The 20,745-nt window shown below is 54.4% G+C and carries 16 protein-coding genes; 3 read left to right on the forward strand and 13 right to left on the reverse strand.

Annotated elements, in window-relative coordinates:
* Window positions 1–176 precede the first annotated feature (176 nt).
* Window positions 177–656: a type 3 dihydrofolate reductase gene (folA, locus tag ABVN36_RS02565; protein WP_000624379.1), complete on the forward strand. Its 480-nt coding sequence runs from the start codon at window positions 177–179 to the stop codon at window positions 654–656.
* A gap of 105 nt (window positions 657–761) precedes the next feature.
* Here folA and apaH read toward each other — a convergent pair whose 3' ends face one another.
* Genes apaH through lptD form a run of 6 tightly spaced genes read right to left on the reverse strand, consistent with a single transcriptional unit; the run spans window position 762 to window position 7,508 of the window.
* Window positions 762–1,610, reverse strand: a complete 849-nt coding sequence (gene apaH, locus ABVN36_RS02570; protein ID WP_000257211.1) for a bis(5'-nucleosyl)-tetraphosphatase (symmetrical) ApaH — start codon at window positions 1,608–1,610, stop codon at window positions 762–764.
* Between the two features lie 10 nt (window positions 1,611–1,620).
* Window positions 1,621–1,998 carry a Co2+/Mg2+ efflux protein ApaG gene (gene apaG / locus ABVN36_RS02575; RefSeq protein ID WP_000610894.1) on the reverse strand — a complete coding sequence of 126 codons (378 nt, stop codon included), beginning with the start codon at window positions 1,996–1,998 and terminating at the stop codon, window positions 1,621–1,623.
* A 2-nt stretch (window positions 1,999–2,000) separates the two neighbouring features.
* A complete protein-coding gene (rsmA, locus tag ABVN36_RS02580) occupies window positions 2,001–2,822 on the reverse strand; it encodes a 16S rRNA (adenine(1518)-N(6)/adenine(1519)-N(6))-dimethyltransferase RsmA (protein WP_001065397.1) in 822 nt (273 codons plus the stop codon).
* Entirely contained in the window at window positions 2,819–3,808 is a 990-nt protein-coding gene (gene pdxA, locus ABVN36_RS02585; protein ID WP_000093001.1) for a 4-hydroxythreonine-4-phosphate dehydrogenase PdxA, read from the reverse strand. The genes rsmA and pdxA overlap by 4 nt, the downstream gene beginning before the upstream one ends.
* Complete coding sequence (gene surA, locus ABVN36_RS02590) at window positions 3,808–5,094, reverse strand: peptidylprolyl isomerase SurA (RefSeq protein WP_000800482.1); 1,287 nt, start codon at window positions 5,092–5,094, stop codon at window positions 3,808–3,810. The genes pdxA and surA overlap by 1 nt, the downstream gene beginning before the upstream one ends.
* Before the next feature lie 53 nt (window positions 5,095–5,147).
* Window positions 5,148–7,508 carry an LPS assembly protein LptD gene (gene lptD / locus ABVN36_RS02595; protein WP_000746119.1) on the reverse strand — a complete coding sequence of 787 codons (2,361 nt, stop codon included), beginning with the start codon at window positions 7,506–7,508 and terminating at the stop codon, window positions 5,148–5,150.
* Window positions 7,509–7,761: 253 nt separating this feature from the next.
* On the opposite strand from lptD, the gene djlA reads away from it, so the two are divergent.
* Window positions 7,762–8,574, forward strand: coding sequence for a co-chaperone DjlA (gene djlA, locus ABVN36_RS02600; RefSeq protein ID WP_001200595.1), 813 nt, complete (start codon window positions 7,762–7,764; stop codon window positions 8,572–8,574).
* A gap of 94 nt (window positions 8,575–8,668) precedes the next feature.
* Here djlA and rluA read toward each other — a convergent pair whose 3' ends face one another.
* The 4 genes from rluA to ABVN36_RS02620 all read right to left on the reverse strand — a co-directional run bounded on the left by rluA (window position 8,669) and on the right by ABVN36_RS02620 (window position 15,435).
* Window positions 8,669–9,328: a bifunctional tRNA pseudouridine(32) synthase/23S rRNA pseudouridine(746) synthase RluA gene (gene rluA / locus ABVN36_RS02605; protein WP_000525198.1), complete on the reverse strand. Its 660-nt coding sequence runs from the start codon at window positions 9,326–9,328 to the stop codon at window positions 8,669–8,671.
* A gap of 11 nt (window positions 9,329–9,339) precedes the next feature.
* Window positions 9,340–12,246: an RNA polymerase-associated protein RapA gene (rapA, locus tag ABVN36_RS02610; protein ID WP_023139008.1), complete on the reverse strand. Its 2,907-nt coding sequence runs from the start codon at window positions 12,244–12,246 to the stop codon at window positions 9,340–9,342.
* 173 nt (window positions 12,247–12,419) lie between these two features.
* Window positions 12,420–14,771, reverse strand: a complete 2,352-nt coding sequence (gene polB / locus ABVN36_RS02615) for a DNA polymerase II (RefSeq protein ID WP_023139007.1) — start codon at window positions 14,769–14,771, stop codon at window positions 12,420–12,422.
* A 43-nt stretch (window positions 14,772–14,814) separates the two neighbouring features.
* The gene (locus ABVN36_RS02620; protein ID WP_023139006.1) at window positions 14,815–15,435 is read right to left on the reverse strand and encodes a YdcF family protein; all 621 of its coding nucleotides are present in this window, start codon (window positions 15,433–15,435) and stop codon (window positions 14,815–14,817) included.
* Between the two features lie 719 nt (window positions 15,436–16,154).
* On the opposite strand from ABVN36_RS02620, the gene ABVN36_RS02625 reads away from it, so the two are divergent.
* Entirely contained in the window at window positions 16,155–16,574 is a 420-nt protein-coding gene (locus ABVN36_RS02625) for a DUF4751 family protein (protein WP_001103156.1), read from the forward strand.
* A gap of 5 nt (window positions 16,575–16,579) precedes the next feature.
* On the opposite strand, the gene araD is transcribed toward ABVN36_RS02625, so the two are convergent.
* The 3 genes from araD to araB all read right to left on the reverse strand — a co-directional run bounded on the left by araD (window position 16,580) and on the right by araB (window position 20,638).
* Window positions 16,580–17,275 carry an L-ribulose-5-phosphate 4-epimerase gene (araD, locus tag ABVN36_RS02630; protein WP_000888682.1) on the reverse strand — a complete coding sequence of 232 codons (696 nt, stop codon included), beginning with the start codon at window positions 17,273–17,275 and terminating at the stop codon, window positions 16,580–16,582.
* Window positions 17,276–17,415: 140 nt separating this feature from the next.
* Window positions 17,416–18,918, reverse strand: a complete 1,503-nt coding sequence (gene araA, locus ABVN36_RS02635; protein WP_023139005.1) for an L-arabinose isomerase — start codon at window positions 18,916–18,918, stop codon at window positions 17,416–17,418.
* Window positions 18,919–18,928: 10 nt separating this feature from the next.
* Complete coding sequence (gene araB / locus ABVN36_RS02640) at window positions 18,929–20,638, reverse strand: ribulokinase (protein WP_000951816.1); 1,710 nt, start codon at window positions 20,636–20,638, stop codon at window positions 18,929–18,931.
* Between the last annotated feature and the right edge of the window lie 107 nt (window positions 20,639–20,745).

The raw sequence follows: 20,745 nt of genomic DNA on the forward strand, positions 1-20,745 counted from the left end.
AAACTTTACTGCTAATTGGCTGTTTTTGAACTACTGTAATGCTGGCGCTCCACATCAAATGAGTGGCGTCGCCAGCAGAACGAAAAATTTTCGTGCTCATCCTCTTTTCGTCAGTCGACGAAAGATTGCGCTTTACGTATAGTGGCGGCAATTTTTTTTGTATCAGGAAATAATTAATGATCAGTCTGATTGCGGCGTTAGCGGTGGATCGCGTCATCGGTATGGAAAACGCCATGCCGTGGAACCTGCCTGCCGATCTCGCCTGGTTTAAACGTAACACGTTAAATAAACCTGTCGTCATGGGACGTCACACCTGGGAGTCCATCGGACGCCCCTTACCGGGACGTAAAAATATTGTTATCAGCAGCCAGCCGGGCACCGACGATCGCGTGCAGTGGGTGAAGTCTGTCGATGAGGCGATTGCCGCTTGCGGCGATGCACCGGAAATTATGGTCATTGGCGGCGGGCGCGTGTACGAGCAGTTCCTGCCAAAAGCGCAGAAGCTTTATCTGACGCATATTGATGCGGAAGTCGAAGGCGATACCCATTTTCCGGATTATGAACCGGATGACTGGGAATCGGTATTCAGTGAGTTTCACGATGCCGACGCGCAGAATTCTCACAGCTATTGTTTCGAGATTCTGGAGCGTCGTTAACGCTGTAGTGCCGGATGGCGGCGAAACGCCTTATCCGGCCTGCTCTTGAGCCAGATGTAGCCGGATGTAGGCCTGATAAGCGTAGCGCCATCAGGCATAAACCTATCAGGCGTTGACCGCTTCGCCTTCGCCCATATCCATCTGGCGGTTTGACGGCTGCACAAAATACTGTTTATCTTCCCAGCGTAAACAGGTCAACTCCCCGCCCCAGCAGCAGCCGGTATCCAGCGCGTAAATACCTTCCGGCGTCCCTTTCCCTTCCAGCGACGCCCAGTGCCCGAACGCAATACTGTAAGCCTCGCTCACCGGCCCCGGAATGGCGAACCACGGCTTCAGCGGCGCAGGGGCATTTTCCGGCGACGCTTTACTGTACATATCCAGTTGACCGTTAGGAAAGCAGTAACGCATACGGGTAAAAGCATTAGTAATAAAGCGTAGCCGCGCCAGACCGCTTAACTCCGGCGACCAGTTATTTGGCATATCGCCATACATCGCGTCGAGGAAAAACGGGTACGAGTCGCTCGACAGCACCGCTTCAACATCGCGGGCGCACTCTTTTGCCGTCTGCAAATCCCACTGTGGGGTAATACCCGCATGCGCCATGACCAGCTTTTTCTCTTCATCTACCTGCAACAGCGGCTGACGGCGTAACCAATTCAACAGCTCATCGGCGTCCGGCGCTTCAAGAAGCGGGGTCAGCCGGTCTTTAGGTTTGTTGCGGCTAATCCCGGCGAATACGGCCAACAGGTGTAAATCGTGATTCCCCAGCACCAAACGCACGCTATTGCCAAGCGATTTGACGTAGCGTAACACGTCCAGCGAACCGGGACCGCGGGCGACCAAATCGCCAGTCAGCCACAGAGTGTCTGTATCTGGCGTAAATTCCACTTGCTGTAATAAGGCGATCAGTTCGTCGTAGCAACCGTGAACGTCGCCGATGAGATAAGTTGCCATTGTTATAATTTTAGTGAATGAGTGTAGGGACGGCGAGTCGAAACACGGGAATGTCGATGGTAAAGGCGTCGCCATTTTCATCGATCATTTCGTAATGACCCTGCATGGTGCCCAGCGGCGTTTCAATTACCGCGCCGCTGGTGTACTGATACTCTTCGCCAGGCGCAATGCGCGGCTGGACGCCAACCACACCTTCGCCCTGGACTTCAGTTTCACGGCCATGACCATTGGTAATCAGCCAGTAGCGGCCCAATAGCTGCACTGGCGCCCGACCCAGATTGCGGATGGTTACGGTATAGGCAAAAACGTAACGTTCATCGTCAGGTGAGGATTGCGCCTCAATGTAGACGCTTTGCACCTGAATACACACTCTGGGCGAATTGATCATGTTTAACTCTCCTTCAAAGGCGCGTTTTCCGACAGATAGTTGGCCATCTGGCAGTACTGCGCGACAGAGATATTTTCCGCGCGCATTGCCGGGTCAATACCCATTTCCGTCAACGTCTCAACACTAAAAAGATTGCCGAGACTATTACGGATCGTTTTACGGCGCTGGTTAAAGGCCTCGGTGGTAATACGGCTCAACACGCGAATATCTTTAACCGGGTAAGGCATTGTTGCGTGTGGAACCAGACGCACCACGGCGGAGTCCACTTTGGGCGGCGGCGTGAAGGCGGATGGCGGCACTTCAAGCACCGGGATCACCTGACAGTAATATTGCGCCATCACGCTTAAACGACCATACGCTTTGCTGTTCGGCCCTGCAACCAGACGATTTACCACTTCTTTTTGCAACATAAAGTGCATGTCGGCAATGGCATCAGTATAGCTAAAGAGATGGAACATCAGCGGGGTGGAGATATTATAGGGCAGATTGCCGAACACACGCAGCGGCTGGCCCAACTGCGCAGACAGTTCGCCAAAGTTCATGGTCATGGCGTCCTGCTGATAAATAGTCAGCTTCGGCCCTAAAAACGGATGGGTTTGCAAACGCGCCGCCAGATCGCGGTCAAGTTCAATGACCGTGAGCTTATCCAGTCGTTCGCCGACCGGCTCCGTCAGCGCCGCCAGACCGGGGCCGATTTCAACCATCGCCTGGCCTTTTTGCGGATTAATAGCAGAAACAATACTGTCGATCACAAACCGATCGTTGAGAAAGTTTTGCCCGAAGCGTTTACGGGCTAAATGGCCCTGATGGACTCGATTATTCATTGGGTATTAACAATCATTTTGATGGCGAGATTAAGCGCCGTAATAAAACTGCCGACATCCGCTTTTCCACGACCTGCCAGTTCAAGCGCGGTGCCGTGGTCAACGGAGGTTCGAATAAAAGGTAGGCCGAGCGTAATATTCACTCCCCGACCGAATCCCTGGTATTTTAGCACGGGCAGGCCCTGATCGTGGTACATCGCCAGCACCGCGTCGGCATTATCGAGATATTTGGGCTGAAACAGCGTATCAGCAGGTAGCGGCCCGTTGAGTTTCATCCCCTGCGCCCGCAGCTCGTCGAGCACCGGAATGATGGTGTCTATCTCTTCCGTGCCCATATGACCGCCTTCGCCCGCGTGCGGATTCAGGCCACAGACAAGAATGCGCGGTTCGGCAATACCAAATTTGGTCCGCAAATCGTGATGCAAAATAGCAATCACTTCGTGCAAAAGCGCAGGGGTGATGGCGTCTGCAATCGCCCGTAGCGGCAGATGCGTGGTCGCCAGCGCCACGCGAAGTTCTTCGGTTGCCAGCATCATCACGACTTTTTTCGCCTGTGAACGCTCTTCGAAAAACTCGGTATGACCGGTAAACGGAATGCCTGCGTCGTTAATAACGCCTTTGTGCACGGGGCCTGTGATCAGCGCGGCAAATTCACCGTTCAGACAGCCATCACACGCTCGCGCCAGCGTCTCTACCACGTAGGGGCCATTTTCTACTGTCAACTGACCGGGGATGGCAGGCGCGCGCAGCGAGACCGGCAATAGGGTCAGCGTTCCCGCGGGCTGCGGCGCAGCGGGGACATCAGGCGAGTAAGGGAGAAGCGAGAGGGGCAGGCCGAGCATGGCGGCCCGCTCCGTCAGGAGCGCGCCGTCCGCACAGACGACCAGTTCAATCGGCCACGCGCGTTGCGCCAGTTGGACGACAAGATCGGGGCCAATCCCGGCGGGTTCGCCGGGAGTGATAACAACGCGTTGCGCACTGCTCATTAGTTACTCAAAATCTTAACGTAAGCGCTGGCGCGCTGTTCTTGCATCCAGGTCGCCGCTTCTTCTGAGAATTTACGGTTCATCAGCATACGATAAGCGCGATCTTTCTGCGCCGCATCGGTTTTGTCTACCTTACGCGTATCCAGCAATTCGATCAGATGCCAGCCGAAAGAGGAGTGTACCGGCGCGCTTATTTGGCCTTTATGCAGCTTCGTCAGCGCGTCGCGGAACGCCGGATCGAAAATATCTGGCGTAGCCCAACCCAAATCACCGCCCTGGTTAGCGGAGCCCGGGTCCTGAGAGTACTCTTTCGCCGCAGCGGCAAATGTGGTTTTACCACTCTTAATGTCAGCCGCGATTTCTTCCAGCTTCAGGCGCGCCTGCTGATCGTTCATGATAGGCGACGGCTTAAGCAGAATGTGACGAGCGTGAACTTCGGTCACGGAGATACTCTGGCTCTGACCGCGCAGGTCGTTTACTTTCAGAATGTGGAAACCGACGCCGGAGCGAATCGGGCCGACAATGTCGCCTTTCTTCGCGGTGCTCAGCGCCTGGGCGAAAATCCCCGGCAGCTCCTGGATACGGCCCCAGCCCATCTGACCGCCTTTTAGCGCCTGCTGGTCGGCAGAGTAGGTAATCGCCAGTTTGCCGAAATCTGCGCCGTTACGCGCTTCTTCAACAATGCTTTCCGCCTGGCGCTGCGCGTCGTTAACCTGCTCGGAGGTTGGGTTTTCCGGCAGAGCAATCAGGATATGGCTCAGATTCAGCTCGGTGCTGGCGTCGTTTTGGGTGCCAATCTGTTTTGCCAGCGCGTCAACTTCTTGCGGCAAAACGGTGATACGGCGACGAACCTCATTGTTGCGCACTTCAGAGATAATCATCTCTTTACGAATCTGGTTACGGTAGGTTGAATAGTTCAGCCCATCGTAAGCCAGACGGCTGCGCATCTGATCCATCGTCATATTGTTTTGTTTGGCGATGTTGGCGATGGCCTGATCCAACTGCTCATCCGTGATCTTCACCCCCATCTTCTGACCCATCTGCAGGATAATTTGATCCATAATCAAACGTTCCAGGATCTGGTGACGCAGCGTGGCGTCGTCCGGAAGCTGCTGACCTGCCTGACCCGCGTTGAGTTTGACTGATTGCATTAAGCCATCAACGTCGCTTTCCAGCACGACGCCATTATTGACGACGGCTGCGACTTTATCGACTACCTGGGGGGCAGCGAAACTGGTATTCGCGATCATGGCGATACCGAGAAGCAGCGTTTTCCAGTTCTTCATACTTTTTCCATTTCAATTAACCGCAATGCGGATTACGTTGTAAATCAATCAGATTACATAGAGCTTTGGTACGGCAGAATGTTCGAACGCAACATTTCTTGCGTGCCGAGGCCGTAGTTAGAGCTCAAACCGCGCAGCTCAATGTTGAAGCCAATCGCGTTATCATAAATCGCGTGTTGTTTATCGTTATCCCAACCGTTCAGCTTACGTTCGTATCCGACGCGGATCGCATAGCAGCAAGAGTTGTACTGCAAGCCGAGCATCTGGTCTGCAGGTTTGCTCGAATTGGTATCGAAGTAGTACGCGCCGACAATCGACCAGCGATCGGCAATCGGCCAACTTGCCACCGCGCCCACCTGGTTGATGCCGTTTTTATACTGCTCTGCCGTGGAATAATACGAAGGCAACGTAGCCTGAATATATTCCGGGCTGGCATAGCGGTAGTTCAACTGTACCAGACGATCCTGATCCCGACGGTATTCGAGGCTGCTGCTGCTGGTAGCGACGCTATCCAGACGGGTATCGTACTGCACTCCGCTACGCAGCCCCCAGCGTTCTGAAATACGCCAGTAAGTGTCGCCTGCCCAAACCAGCGAACCGGTTTTGTCGTCATTCTCCCATTTAATGTTGTCATCGCCGGTGCGAGACTCCGTGAAATAGTAGATTTGACCAACAGAAACGTTAAAACGTTCAACGGCGGCATCATCATAAATGCGTGTTGTGACGCCGGTCGTGACCTGGTTGGCGGAAGCAATACGGTCGAGACCGCCATAAGTGCGGTCGCGGAACAGGCCGTTATAGTCGGATTGCAGCAAAGAAGAATCGTAGTTATAGATGCCGCTCTGGTCGCGGTACGGCACATACAGGTACTGCACGCGTGGTTCCAGCGTCTGGGTATACCCCGGCGCCAGCATCGCCATATCGCGTTCGAAGATGAGCTTACCGTCGACTTTAAACTGCGGCATGACGCGGTTAACCGAATCTTCCAGCTTATTTTTATTGTTTGGATCGCTGTTATAGCTGTCCAGATTCGTTTGCTGATAGTGCGTCGCCATCAGCTTCGCTTCGGTGTTCAGGCTGCCCCAGCGGTTGGAGAGCGGCAAATTAATGGTTGGCTCCAGGTGGACGCGGGTCGCTTCCGGCATATTGTCTTTGGTGTTGACGAAATGTACCGCCTGGCCGTAAATCCGGGTATCAAACGGCCCGAGATCGTTATGGTAGTAGTTAACGTCTAACTGCGGCTCCGCAGAGTAGCTGCTGGTGTTTTGATCGTTAAACACCTGGAATTGTTTGGTCGATACCGTAGCGTCAAAGTTTTGTACGGCGTAGCCGACGCTGAATTTCTGCGTTGCGTAACCGTCGGTACTGGAACCGTACTTACTGTCGAAATCGTTAAAGTAGCTGGAGTCGCTGACTTTGGTGTAATCGACGTTAAAACGCCACACCTGATCCATCACGCCTGAGTGCTGCCAGTAGAATAACCAGCGGTGCTTATCGCCCTCTTTGGGATGTTCGTCCTCGTAGACTTTATCAGAAGGCAGATAATCTAATTCCATCAACCCGGCGCCTGCCTGCGTGAGATAACGGAATTCGTTCTCCCACATAATATTGCCGCGGCGGTGCATATAGTGCGGGGTGATGGTGGCGTCCATATTGGGCGCGATGTTCCAGTAATACGGTAAGTAGAACTCGAAATAGTTCTTGGTCGTGTATTTCGCGTTCGGGATCAGGAAACCTGAGCGACGTTTGTCGCCGACGGGTAGCTGTAAATAGGGGCTATAAAAGATCGGAACCGGACCTACTTTAAACCGGGCGTTCCAGATCTCCGCAACCTGTTCTTCACGGTCATGGATGACTTCACTCCCCACCACGCTCCAGGTATCGGAGCCAGGCAGACAGGAGGTAAAGCTGCCGTTTTCCAGAATGGTATAGCGGTTTTCGCCGCGCTGCTTCATGAGATCGGCTTTACCGCGCCCCTGACGGCCCACCATCTGGTAATCGCCTTCCCAGACGTTCGTGTCTTTGGTGTTCAGGTTCGCCCAGCCCTTCGGCCCTTTAAGGATGACCTGATTGTCATCATAATGCACATTACCCAGCGCATCGACGGTGCGTACAGGTTCCGGCTGACCTTCCGCCTGCTTCTGATGAAGCTGCACTTCATCCGCTTGCAGGCGGCTATTCCCCTGCATAATGTCCACGTTGCCGGTAAAAACGGCATCGTCCGGGTAGTTACCTTTAGCGTTATCGGCATTGATAGTAACCGGCAGATCGTTGGTATCGCCTTTTACCAGAGGACGATCGTAGCTCGGCACGCCCAACATACACTGTGAGGCGAGATCGGCTGCCAGCCCCTGATGACTATAAAGGGCGCTGGCGATCATGGTGGCCAGAAGAGTGGGAATACGTTTTTTCATACGTTGTATTTATTGTTCCATCATCGGTAGCGTTGCGCGTGACAAACGGTCACAGCCTAACTTACTCATCTTCGCTGCGCCAGTGTTAATCCTGCCGTTTAGCGTCTGTGGTGTTAGGCACGGCATTGAATGACAGGTATGATAATGCAAATTATAGGCGATGTCCCACAATTGACCGTAGCCTTCATTCGCAGAAAAGCACCTTATTTTGTGGGAGATAGCCTCACCGATAGCGTAACGTTTTGGGGAGTCTATGCAGTACTGGGGAAAGATAATTGGCGTCGCCGTAGCCCTGATGATGGGCGGCGGCTTTTGGGGCGTGGTCCTGGGTCTGCTGGTGGGCCATATGTTCGACAAAGCCCGCAGCCGAAAAATGGCGTGGTTTGCCAACCAGCGGGAACGGCAGGCGCTGTTTTTTGCCACCACCTTTGAGGTGATGGGCCACTTAACCAAATCAAAAGGACGGGTGACGGAAGCGGATATTCATATCGCCAGTCAGTTGATGGATCGTATGAATTTACACGGCGATTCACGTACTGCCGCGCAGAACGCCTTTCGGGTCGGAAAAGCGGATAATTACCCATTACGTGAAAAGATGCGGCAGTTTCGTAGCGTCTGCTTCGGGCGTTTTGATCTGATCCGGATGTTTCTGGAAATTCAGATCCAGGCGGCGTTTGCCGATGGCTCGCTACACCCTAATGAGCGGGAAGTGCTGTATGTGATTGCGGAAGAGCTAGGTATTTCCCGCGTACAGTTCGATCAGTTTCTGCGCATGATGCAGGGCGGCGCGCAGTTTGGCGGCGGTTATCATCAACAGTCCGGCGGCGGCTGGCAGCAGGCGCAGCGCGGCCCGACGCTGGAAGATGCCTGTAATGTGCTGGGGGTTAAAACCACCGACGATGCAACCACCATTAAACGCGCTTATCGCAAACTGATGAGCGAGCATCATCCGGACAAACTGGTCGCGAAAGGTTTACCGCCGGAAATGATGGAGATGGCGAAGCAAAAAGCGCAGGAAATTCAGAAAGCGTATGAGCTAATCAAAGAACAGAAAGGCTTCAAGTGATTGAATTGCCGGATGCGGCTAGCGCCTTATCCGGCCTACGTTAATGAATGTAGGCCGGGCAAGCGAAGCGCCCCGGCATAAATTGGCTCTGAATTTAAAAATCTGCCGGGACTTTAAACGTCATGCTGGTGCCGTAAGCGGGATGGGTAATGGTCAGCATTTCGGCGTGTAACTGCAAACGCGGCGCCAGTGACAACGCTTCCGGCGAGGCGTAAAACCGATCGCCTAAAATCGGGTGGCCTAACGCCAGCATATGCACACGAAGCTGATGCGAACGCCCGGTGATCGGTTTGAGCACCACGCGGGCGGTATTATCCGCCGCAAACTCCACCACGTTATATTCCGTTTGCGCCGGTTTGCCGGTTTCATAACACACTTTCTGCTTTGGCCGGTTCGGCCAGTCGCAGATGAGCGGTAAGTCAACCAGCCCTTCCGCCGGGGAGGGATGACCCCATACGCGCGCCACATACTGCTTTTTCGGCTCACGTTCGCGGAACTGGCGTTTTAGCTCCCGCTCCGCAGCTTTGGTCAGCGCCACTACAATCACGCCGCTGGTAGCCATATCCAGACGATGCACCGACTCTGCCTGCGGGTAGTCGCGCTGGATACGCGTCATAATGCTGTCTTTGTGCGCTTCCAGACGCCCCGGCACGGACAACAGGCCGCTGGGCTTATTGACCACCATAATGTGCTCATCCTGATACAGGATAACCAGCCAGGGTTCCTGCGGCGGATTGTAGTTTTCCATCCCCATGTACGGCTCCGTTATTGGTGCGTGACGACGATAAGACGCAGCGCGTCCAGACGCCAGCCTGCCTGATTCAGGCTTTCCAGCACCTGCTGACGGTTGCTGTCGATAGCGGCAAGTTCGTCGTCGCGAATGTTCGGGTTGACGGCGCGCAGCGCTTCCAGACGCGACAGTTCCCCGGACAGTTTTTCATCCGCCTCGCGACGCGCGTTATCAATCAGCGCTCTGGCGGACTTTTCAATCTGCGTCTCGCCCAGTTGCAAAATGGCATAGACGTCCTGTTGCACGGCGTTAACCAGTTTGCTGCCGGTGTGGCGATTCACGGCGCTGAGCTGGCGGTTGAAGGTTTCAAACTCGACCTGGGCGGCCAGATTGTTGCCGTTTTTATCTAACAGCATACGTACCGGCGTCGGCGGCAGGAAGCGGTTCAGTTGTAGCTGTTTCGGCGCCTGCGCTTCCACGACGTAAACCAGTTCGACCAGCAGCGTGCCGACGGGCAGTGCTTTATTTTTCAACAGCGAAATGGTGCTGCTGCCGGTGTCGCCGGAGAGGATCAGATCCAGTCCGTTACGGATGAGCGGATGTTCCCAGGTAATAAACTGCGCATCTTCGCGAGACAGGGCGACGTCACGTTCAAACGTGATAGTACAGCCGTCTTCCGGCAGGCCGGGGAAATCCGGCACCAACATGTGGTCGGACGGCGTCAGCACGATCAGGTTGTCGCCGCGATCGTCCTGGTTAATGCCGACGATATCGAACAGGTTCATGGCGAACGCGATCAGGTTGGTGTCGTCGTCCTGTTCTTCAATGCTTTGTGCGAGCTGTTGGGCTTTTTCTCCGCCGTTGGAGTGGATCTCCAGCAGGCGGTCGCGGCCCTGTTCTAACTGGGCTTTTAGCGCTTCATGCTGTTCGCGGCAGGATTTGATCAGATCGTCAAACCCGTCGGTTTCTTCAGGCGCGGCCAGATAGTTAATCAGACTGGCGTAGGCTGAATCATAAATCGCGCGACCGGTCGGGCAGGTGTGCTCAAAGGCGTCCAGCCCTTCGTGATACCAGCGAACCAGCACCGACTGGGCGGTTTTTTCCAGGTACGGGACGTGGATCTGGATATCATGCGCCTGGCCGATACGATCCAGACGACCAATACGCTGTTCCAGCAGATCCGGGTTAAACGGCAAGTCGAACATCACCAGATTGCTGGCAAACTGGAAGTTACGTCCTTCGGAGCCGATTTCGGAACATAACAGCACCTGCGCGCCGGTATCTTCTTCGGCGAACCAGGCGGCGGCGCGGTCGCGTTCGATAATCGACATGCCCTCATGGAACACGGCGGCGCGGATGCCTTCGCGTTCGCGCAGCACCTGCTCCAGCTGTAACGCGGTGGTCGCTTTGGCGCAGATCACCAGCACTTTTTGCGAACGATGGCTGGTCAGATAGCCCATTAGCCACTCAACGCGTGGGTCGAAGTTCCACCAGGTGCCAGTATCGCCTTCGAACTCCTGATAAATTTGTTCCGGATAGAGCATATCGCGGGCGCGATCTTCCGCGCTTTTACGCGCGCCCATAATGCCGGAGACCTTAATGGCGGTCTGATACTGGGTCGGCAGCGGCAGTTTTACCGTATGCAGTTCACGTTTCGGGAACCCCTTGACGCCGTTACGGGTGTTGCGGAACAGAACGCGGCTGGTGCCGTGGCGATCCATCAGCATCGACACCAGCTCATCACGGGCGGCCTGCGCATCGTCGCGATCGCTATTAGCGGCCTGCAACAGCGGTTCAATATCCTGTTCGCCGATCAGATCGCCCAGCCTGTTCAGTTCGTCGTTGCTGAGTTTATTGCCCGCCAGCAGCATGGCCACCGCATCGGCGACAGGGCGGTAGTTTTTCTGTTCTTCGACAAACTGTTCGAAATCGTGGAAACGGTTCGGATCCAGCAGGCGCAGACGGGCGAAATGGCTTTCCATCCCCAGCTGTTCTGGCGTGGCGGTCAGCAGCAGCACGCCCGGTACGCGTTCAGCTAACTGTTCGATGGCCATATATTCACGGCTCGGCGCATCGGTACTCCACACCAGATGATGCGCTTCGTCGACCACCAGCAGATCCCACTCGGCGTCGCACAAATGTTCCAGACGCTGCTTATTACGGCGGGCGAAATCCAGCGAGCAGATCACCAGTTGTTCGGTTTCAAACGGGTTATACGCGTCGTGCTGCGCTTCGGTATAGCGTTCGTCATCGAACAGCGCGAAGCGCAGGTTGAAACGGCGCAGCATTTCTACCAGCCACTGGTGTTGCAGGGTTTCCGGAACGATGATCAATACGCGTTCCGCCGCGCCGGATAATAACTGTTGATGCAGAATCATCCCGGCTTCAATGGTTTTACCTAAGCCCACTTCATCCGCCAGCAGTACGCGCGGCGCATGGCGACGCCCCACATCATGAGCGATATTAAGCTGATGCGGGATCAGATTGGTCCGCTGACCGCGCAGACCGCTGTATGGCATCCGGTACTGCTCGCTCTGAAATTTACGGGCGCGATAGCGCAGCGCGAACCGATCCATTCGATCGATTTGACCGGCGAACAGACGATCCTGGGGCTTACTGAAAACCAACTTGCTGTCGAGCAGAACTTCGCGCAACGTCACATTGGTCTCTTCGGTATCCAGGCGGGTGCCGACATAAACAAGCAGGCCATTTTCTTCTTTTACTTCATCGATATGTAGCTGCCAGCCTTCATGGCTTGTAATCGTATCGCCAGGGTTGAACATGACGCGGGTCACGGGAGAATCACTGCGCGCATACAGGCGGTTTTCTCCCGTGGACGGGAAAAGTAAGGTGACGGTTCGCGCATCCATCGCAACAACGGTTCCAAGTCCCAGCTCGCTTTCTGTATCGCTGATCCAGCGTTGACCAAGTGTAAAAGGCATATGTGTTCGGCTCTATATCTTTAATTGCAGGCATTACTCGCCATTCCCAGGCGACAGCACTGGATAATTGCGAGTATACGACCCCGCTACCAGGCTAATGTGGTAGTGGCGTTAATTAGGTCCAGGAATGGAAAGGGCGCTATGGTACTGGAAGGCGGCGCTTTCGTCACGCGTCAAAATAACCCCAGTTGCCCGGTCAGTAGTGTAGCAAAATTATCTTCAACGAAGGGAAGAATTCCTTCCGCCACGGGTTGTAGCTGGCGGGTAAGATAGTGTTCGTAATCCAGCGGCGACTGCTGGTAATCCACGGGCTCGGGGCCGTTAACAGTCCAGACATATTTTATGGCGCCGCGATTCTGATACTGCGCCGGACGACCCTGCTTCAGGTTTTGTTCATCCGCCAGCCGGGCGGCGCGAACGTGCGGCGGAACGTTACGTTGGTACTCATGTAAAGGGCGACGCAGACGCTTACGATAAACCAGCTGTGCGTCCAGTTCGCCCGCCATCAGTTTATCGATAGTCTCACGCACATAGTCTTGATAAGGTTCATTGCGAAAAACACGCAGATACAGCTCCTGTTGAAAGCGCTGCGCCAGCGGCGTCCAGTCGGTCCGCACCGTTTCCAGACCTTTAAATACCATGCGCTGGCTGTCGCCTTCCTGAATCAGGCCCGCGTAGCGTTTTTTACTGCCAGTATCCGCGCCGCGGATGGTCGGCATCAGAAAACGGCAAAAGTGGGTTTCAAACTCCAGCTCCAGCGCGCTGGTCAAATTTTGCTGTTGTAACGTCTGCGCCCACCATTCGTTCACGTGACGCACCAGCCTGTGCCCGATTTCCGCCGCATCGGCTTCTGAATGCGCGCGCCGGAGCCAGACGAAAGTGGAATCGGTATCGCCATAAATCACGTCATAACCCTGCGCCTCAATCAGCGCTTTGGTCTGGCGCATAATCGCATGACCGCGCATGGTGATTGACGACGCCAGACGGGGATCGAAAAAGCGACAGGCCGTGGTGCCGAGTACGCCATAAAAGGCGTTCATAATGATTTTAAGCGCCTGCGAGAGCGGTTTATTGCCCTGACGTTTGGCTTCATCGCGCCCGTGCCAGATTTGGCTAACAATTTCCGGCAGGCAGTGCTTTTCTCGTGAAAACCAGGCGTCAAGGAAACCTTCGGTACTGTGTTTCGGATCCGGCTGCGCCATGCCTTCGACCAGCCCGACGGGATCAATCAAAAACGTGCGGATAATCGACGGGTACAGGCTTTTATAATCCAGCACCAGTACTGAATCGTATAATCCGGGTTGTGAATCCATTACGTAGCCGCCGGGACTTGCCAGCGGCGGCACTTCGCCGAGATTGGGCGCGACATAGCCGGCGCGGTGCATTCGCGGAAAGTAAAGATGCCCGAATGCGGCGACTGAACCGCCGTGGCGATCGACCGGCAGGCCGTTGATCGTCGCGCGTTCCAGCAAAAACGGCATGATCTCGGTTTTATGGAAAATGCGCGTGACCAGCTCGCAGTCTTTCAGGTTGTAGGTGGCGAGGGCGGGTTTATCCTGGGCAAAGCGGCGATCGATCTCATCCATACGATCCCAGGGATTATCAATGGATTTTCCTTCGCCGAGCAGTTCCTGCGAGACGGCTTCCAGCGAAAAAGACGAAAAATTCCAGAACGCGGATTTAAGCGCGTCGATACCATCGATAATGACTCGCCCTCTGGCCTGGGCGAAAAAAACGCCGTTTTTGAAGCCATGTTCGCGCCACTCCAGTTCGCTATTGTCTCGACCCAGCCGTAAAGGGATACGGTAGCGTTCGGCATGTTTTTGCAGCATACGCAGGTCGAACTGCACCACGTTCCAGCCGATGATGACGTCAGGATCATGTTCGGCAAACCAGGCGTTGAGTTTTTCCAGCAACTGCGGGCGGCTGGCGACATACACAAGCTCGAAGTCCAGTTGGCGGTCATCGCCATTCGCCGGGCCCAGCATATAAACGGTACGCTGGCCGCATCCTTCCAGACCAATGCAATACAGTTCGCCGTGTCGCGTGGTTTCGATATCCAGCGAGACCCATTTTAGCGGCGGTCGATAGTCGGGGTGGGGTTTAAGACGCGCATTGCGGATAACGCCGTTGCGCATCTCGCCGTCTACCCAAACGGGCGACGTAATAAAACGCTCCATCAGGTAACGTTCCGGCGGGCGTACATCCGCTTCATAAACGGTGACGCCGTTTTCGCGCAGCAGTTTCTCCATCCGCATAAGCTGGCGGTGAGTACGGCAATACAGACCGGATACCGGCTGACGATGAAAGTCTCGCAGCTGGAGCTGCGTCAGGCGATAGTCTTTTTCCGCCTGTAGCAGCGAGGCGGCGCGGGAGGTCTGGCTGGTCGGAATAAACGCCACGGACTCTTGCGGCGCCAGCGTTGCCTGCACAGGGCCGTTGTCTGTCGCCAGCCAGAAAGAGACCTCCGTCCCTTGCGGCGTATCCCGCCAGTGCCGGGTTAAAATGAAACCTGCCTGCGCCACGATGATTACCTGTCTAAAAAATTCACGCTAATTATAACCTGTTTTAGGGGGTAATACTGTTATTTTGTACAGGCATATAACGTAAAAACCGATATCCGCTGTAATAAAAAGTTTCTCGCAGTAAGAAGCGGGTTTGCGCCCACCAGGATTTATAGCGGGTGGATCGCGTGGGTGATGAGCGGCTATCGATACCATTATCCTGAGCGATAGTTTTCAGACGCAGCATATGCAGCGGATCGCTGACCAGTAACGCTGTGCGCCATTGTTGTTGTCGCAGTATCTGTTTTGCGTAACGAATATTTTCGCGCGTCACGGTAGAGCGCTCTTCAATAAAAATTGCCTTAGCCGGAATCCCTTTTTCCTGAACGTATTGACGGGCTATCGCCGCGTCGGAAACTGTTGCGCCAGCGCCGTAGCCGCCGGTTAATACCAACGCACGGACAATGTGTTGTTGGTAAAGCCAGATGGCATGATCCAGTCTGGCCTGAAAAACGGGAGAAGGCGTTTTTCCGCTAACGCCTGCTCCTGCGACAATCGCGCAGTCAGCTACGCGCGTCTGGTTTTGCTGACTGAACTGATAAATAGCGATGGCATTATGGATAAACACCGTAGCCATAATGAGAATTATGCCTGCCGCGATTCTGATGATGTAGCGATATTTCATGAATGAGTTCGTTCCCCGTGACGGGTGTAATGGATATTTTAACGATAAAATGGCTTTTAGCGTCAGATATTTTTGCTGACGTATATTTATCAATATATACCCAAAATAATTCGAGTTGCTTAAAGGCGGCAAGGGAGTGAGTGCCCAGGAGCATAGATAACTATGTGACTGGGGTGAGCGACAAATCTGCCGGGAGCAGATTTGAACGTCGCGTGCGACGGCCCGTCAGGGCAAGGCCCATGGATGGGCCGAGTAATCCGTAGCCAACACATAAGCAACTCGAAGTATGAAGGGTATAATGATGCTGGTGTAGACAGCAGATATAATTATCCTATAACTGCTAATTTTGAATCATGTTTATTTACAGTTTTTACCCATGTATTAGCTGTTTTGTGTCAAGTCTGTTTTCATACATTCAGTATTTTTCAGAAAGGCGCTTGTTCGAATCTGTTACTTATTTCTCGGATTAACAAAAAAGCGATATTTTTTTGTTTGTTTTACTTAATGAAAAGTGTAACAATTTCATTTGGAACATCCGCACCGTCAGGTAGAAATATAATATTCCAATTGGCCGCTATGGTTAAATAAAAATGGATTACAGTGCGAATTCGTCGGGAACTCTCTGCATAATTTAATTTTTATTTTAGAATATAATTTTATTTTGACTTTCGGGTGCGGGTGTTTTTATCAAAATTTGTGGTATTCGGGAATGATCTTTTATGAATGTGAGTATGCAGGCGCGTCTGGTAGGGAGCGACCGTTATCTTTTCGTCAATACTCAACGCGCTAACCCTTCCATAAAAACCGTGAGTCGATTTTTTGAGTATAAAACATGGACAGAACAAATTTGGCGTACCGAGATTATTGAAAACGGCAATGCTTTTTTTCACTGGCAAGGACACGACAGAAAAAACGGACATCGGGATACCATTATTAACTATCTGTTAAATGGGCAACGCTGGCAGTCAACAATCGAAGATTATATTTTCTTCCATGCGCTGGAAGGAAAAGCGTGGCAGGGACATTATGATAATATTATTGAATATGTGAGTTCTGATCATTACGTCTATCAAAGCGCATTTGCTGAATATATCACCGACCAGACTCATCAACGCGCCCCCCATGGGACGCGTTTTTAGAGGCATTACTGCCCGTAATAGGCTTTTGCGCCGTGTTTGCGTAAATAGTGTTTATCCAGCAGGGATTGCTGCATGTCGGGCAACTGCGGCGCAAGCTGGCGGCAGAAGATCCCCATATAGGCCACTTCTTCCAGCACGATGGCGTTATGCACGGCATCCTCGGCATTTTTACCCCAGGCAAACGGGCCGTGCGAATGGACAAGCACGCCGGGCATTTGAGCGGCGTCAATACCTTGTTTTTCAAAGGCTTCAACAATGACATTGCCCGTTTCCCATTCATACTCGCCATTAATTTCCGCCTCGGTCATTTTGCGAGTGCAGGGAATCGTACCGTAGAAATAGTCGGCATGGGTGGTTCCCGTCGCCGGAATCGGCTGACCCGCCTGCGCCCAGATAGTCGCGTGGCGCGAATGGGTGTGTACGATGCCGCCGATAGTCGGAAATGCCTGGTACAACAGACGGTGGGTTGGCGTATCGGACGACGGTTTCTTATGACCTTCAACGACTTCACCGCTCTCCAGGCTGACCACCACCATATCGTCAGCGGTCATGACGCTATAATCGACGCCGGACGGCTTAATCACCAGTACGCCGCGTTCGCGATCGACGGCGCTGACGTTACCCCAGGTGAGGGTGACCAGGTTGTGTTTTGGCAGCGCCAGATTGGCTTCCAGTACCTGGCGTTTGAGATCTTCTAACATTGTTTTCTCCCTGCCGGATGGCGCTTCGCTTATCCGGCCTACGAGCGACGGTGTGCCGGATGGCGACACAAATGCCTTATTCGGCCTACAGGACCGTAGGCCCGGTAAACGCAGTGCCACCGGGCAATCCGTTTCACCAATTAACGTTTGAACCCGTAATACACCTCGTTCCAGCGCAGCGCGTCCTTAAAGGCCGGCAGACGGGTATCGTTATCAATCACCGCGATTTCGATATCGTGTATTTCTGCGAACTGGCGCATATCGTTCAGATCCAGCGCGTGGCTGAAGACGGTATGGTGCGCGCCGCCAGCCAGAATCCACGCTTCGGAGGCGGTCGGCAGATCCGGCTGCGCCTTCCACAGCGCGTTAGCCACCGGCAGTTTCGGCAGGGAGTGCGGCGTTTTTACGGTGTCAATGCAGTTGACCAGCAGGCGATAACGATCTCCGAGGTCGATCAGGCTGGCGACGATCGCCGGGCCGGTTTGGGTATTGAAAATCAAACGCGCCGGATCTTCCTTGCCGCCAATGCCGAGGTGCTGGACGTCGAGGATCGGTTTCTCTTCCACCGCGATGGAGGGACACACCTCCAGCATGTGCGAGCCGAGCACCAGATCGTTGCCTTTCTCGAAGTGGTAGGTGTAATCCTCCATAAATGAGGTGCCGCCCTGCAGACCGGTTGACATCACTTTCATAATGCGAAGCAGAGCGGCGGTTTTCCAGTCGCCTTCGCCCGCAAAGCCGTAGCCTTGCTGCATCAGACGCTGTACGGCCAGACCCGGAAGCTGTTTCAGACCGTGTAAATCTTCAAAGGTAGTAGTGAATGCGTGGAAGCCGCCCTGTTCCAGGAAACGCTTCATACCGAGTTCAATACGCGCCGCCTCCCGCACGTTCTGGCGTTTATCGCCGTGGATTTGGGTGGCGGGCGTCAGGGTATAGCTGCTTTCATACTCGTCAATCAGAGCGTTGATATCGCCGTCGCCGATAGAATTCACCACCTGCACCAGATCGCCGACCGCCCAGGTATTGACCGAAAAGCCAAATTTGATTTGCGCGGCCACTTTATCACCGTCAGTCACTGCGACTTCACGCATATTGTCGCCGAAGCGGCAGACTTTTAGCTGGCGAGTATCCTGTTTAGAGACCGCCTGGCGCATCCAGGCGCCGATACGCGTATGGGCCTCTTTATCCTGCCAGTGACCGGTGACGACCGCGTGCTGCTGGCGCATCCGCGCGCCGATGAAGCCGAACTCGCGACCGCCGTGCGCAGTCTGGTTCAGGTTCATAAAGTCCATATCGATGCTGTCCCACGGCAGGACGGCGTTAAATTGGGTATGGAATTGCAGTAGTGGTTTGTTAAGGATACTCAGCCCGTTGATCCACATTTTGGCCGGGGAGAAGGTGTGCAGCCAGACCACCAGCCCTGCGCAGCGATCGTCATAATTGGCGTCACGACAAATGGCGGTAATCTCATCCGGCGAGGTGCCCAGCGGTTTTAATACCAGTTTACATGGCAGTTTGGCTTCGGTATTCAGTGCGTTGACCACATGCTCGGCATGTTGGGTGACCTGACGCAGGGTTTCTGCGCCATACAAATGCTGGCTGCCAATCACAAACCATACTTCATAATTATCAAAAATCGTCATTGTCGTGTCCTTAATGAGTCAGGATTGCCTGATTGGCCGGGGTCGTTGGCGCCGGCGCGGCAGTCGGAAGATAATGTTGTTCTGCGCTTAGCGCCCACTGTTGGTAGCGGCGGTAAAGCTGTTCGAAGCGTTGCGCCTGTTCAGGGTGGGGACGCAGAGTACGTTCTACCGCGCTCGCCATGCTTTGCTGGGCGGCAGGAATATCGGCATGGACTTTCGCAGCGACGGCGGCAAAGATAGCGGCGCCTAATGCGCAACACTGGTCGGAAGCGACGATCTGCAACGGACGATTCAGTACGTCGCAGCAGACCTGCATAATGACCTGATTTTTACGGGCGATGCCGCCAAGCGCCATCACGTTATTGACCGCGATACCTTGATCGGTAAAACACTCCTGAATGGCGCGCGCGCCGAAGGCGGTCGAGGCGACCAGACCGCCAAACAGCGCTGGCGCGTCGGTGGCGAGATTGAGATCGGTAATGACGCCTTTCAGACGCTGATTAGCATTGGGCGTGCGGCGACCGTTAAACCAGTCGAGCACCACCGGCAGGTGATCCAGGGACGGATTTTTCGCCCAGGCGTCGGTGAGCGCTGGCAGTAGCTGCTTCTGGCTGGCGTTAATCTGGGTTTTCAGTTCCGGGTGCTGCGCGGCAAGTTGTTCCAGCGGCCAGCTCAACACGCGGCTAAACCAGGCGTAGATGTCGCCGAAAGCGGACTGGCCCGCTTCCAGACCGATAAAGTTCGGCACCACGCTGCCGTCAACCTGACCGCAAATGCCTTTCACGGCGCGATCCCCGACGCTCTGTTTATCCGCAATCAGAATGTCGCAGGTAGACGTGCCGATGACTTTTACCAGCGTATTGGGCTGTGCGCCCGCGCCGACCGCGCCCATGTGACAGTCGAACGCGCCGCCGGAAATCACCACGCTTTCCGGCAAGCCGAGGCGCTGCGCCCATTCGGCGCACAGGGTGCCCACGGGCAGATCGGCGGTGAAGGTTTCGCTAAATAACGGGTAGCGCAGATGACGGTTAATGCACGGATCGAGTTCATCAAAGAAGCTCGCGGGCGGCAGACCGCCCCAGCTTTCATGCCACAGTGTTTTGTGCCCGGCGCTGCAGCGGCCACGGCGGATATCTTGCGGGCGAGTGGTGCCGGAAAGCAGCGCCGGCACCCAGTCACACAGTTCAATCCACGAGACGGCGGCCTGCGCGACGGCGCTATCCTGACGGGTGACGTGCAGAATCTTCGCCCAGAACCATTCGCTGGAGTAAATGCCGCCAATATAGCGGGAGTAGTCGACCTTACCTGGCTTATGGCACAGACGAGTGATTTCGTCGGCCTCTTCCACGGCGGTGTGATCTTTCCACAGCACAAACATCGCATTCGGGTTCTCGGCGAACTCCGGACGCAGCGCCAGGACGTTACCGTCGGCGTCAATCGGCGCTGGCGTAGAACCGGTGCTGTCAACGCCAATGCCAACGACATTTGCGCGTTGCGCGGCGCTTAATTGTGCCAGAACGGCTTTCAGCGCGGCCTCCATTGACTCCATGTAGTCGCGCGGATGATGACGGAACTGGTTGTTCGGGCCGTCGCAATAACGGCCTTCTTGCCAGCGCGGATACCACTCTACGCTGGTGGCGATCTCGTCGCCGGTGGCGCAGTCCACTGCCAGAGCGCGCACTGAATCACTGCCAAAATCGAGGCCAATTGCAATTGCCATCGTCTTACTCCATCCAGAAAAACAGGTATGGAGAAACAGTAGAGAGTCGCGGCAAAAACCGTCAGGCAGGATCCGCTAATCTTATGGACAAAAATGCTAATGCTTTG

Source organism: Salmonella sp. SJTUF15581 (genome assembly GCF_043356775.1).
GTDB lineage: Bacteria > Pseudomonadota > Gammaproteobacteria > Enterobacterales > Enterobacteriaceae > Salmonella > Salmonella enterica.

Bases quoted from the DNA above. Each gene is read 5' to 3' on its own strand.
- folA (WP_000624379.1), top strand. From the start codon at position 177: ATGATCAGTCTGATTGCGGCGTTAGCGGTGGATCGCGTCATCGGTATG.
- apaH (WP_000257211.1), bottom strand. From the start codon at position 1,610: ATGGCAACTTATCTCATCGGCGACGTTCACGGTTGCTACGACGAACTG.
- apaG (WP_000610894.1), bottom strand. From the start codon at position 1,998: ATGATCAATTCGCCCAGAGTGTGTATTCAGGTGCAAAGCGTCTACATT.
- rsmA (WP_001065397.1), bottom strand. From the start codon at position 2,822: ATGAATAATCGAGTCCATCAGGGCCATTTAGCCCGTAAACGCTTCGGG.
- pdxA (WP_000093001.1), bottom strand. From the start codon at position 3,808: ATGAGCAGTGCGCAACGCGTTGTTATCACTCCCGGCGAACCCGCCGGG.
- surA (WP_000800482.1), bottom strand. From the start codon at position 5,094: ATGAAGAACTGGAAAACGCTGCTTCTCGGTATCGCCATGATCGCGAAT.
- lptD (WP_000746119.1), bottom strand. From the start codon at position 7,508: ATGAAAAAACGTATTCCCACTCTTCTGGCCACCATGATCGCCAGCGCC.
- djlA (WP_001200595.1), top strand. From the start codon at position 7,762: ATGCAGTACTGGGGAAAGATAATTGGCGTCGCCGTAGCCCTGATGATG.
- rluA (WP_000525198.1), bottom strand. From the start codon at position 9,328: ATGGGGATGGAAAACTACAATCCGCCGCAGGAACCCTGGCTGGTTATC.
- rapA (WP_023139008.1), bottom strand. From the start codon at position 12,246: ATGCCTTTTACACTTGGTCAACGCTGGATCAGCGATACAGAAAGCGAG.
- ABVN36_RS02620 (WP_023139006.1), bottom strand. From the start codon at position 15,435: ATGAAATATCGCTACATCATCAGAATCGCGGCAGGCATAATTCTCATT.
- ABVN36_RS02625 (WP_001103156.1), top strand. From the start codon at position 16,155: ATGAATGTGAGTATGCAGGCGCGTCTGGTAGGGAGCGACCGTTATCTT.
- araD (WP_000888682.1), bottom strand. From the start codon at position 17,275: ATGTTAGAAGATCTCAAACGCCAGGTACTGGAAGCCAATCTGGCGCTG.
- araA (WP_023139005.1), bottom strand. From the start codon at position 18,918: ATGACGATTTTTGATAATTATGAAGTATGGTTTGTGATTGGCAGCCAG.
- araB (WP_000951816.1), bottom strand. From the start codon at position 20,638: ATGGCAATTGCAATTGGCCTCGATTTTGGCAGTGATTCAGTGCGCGCT.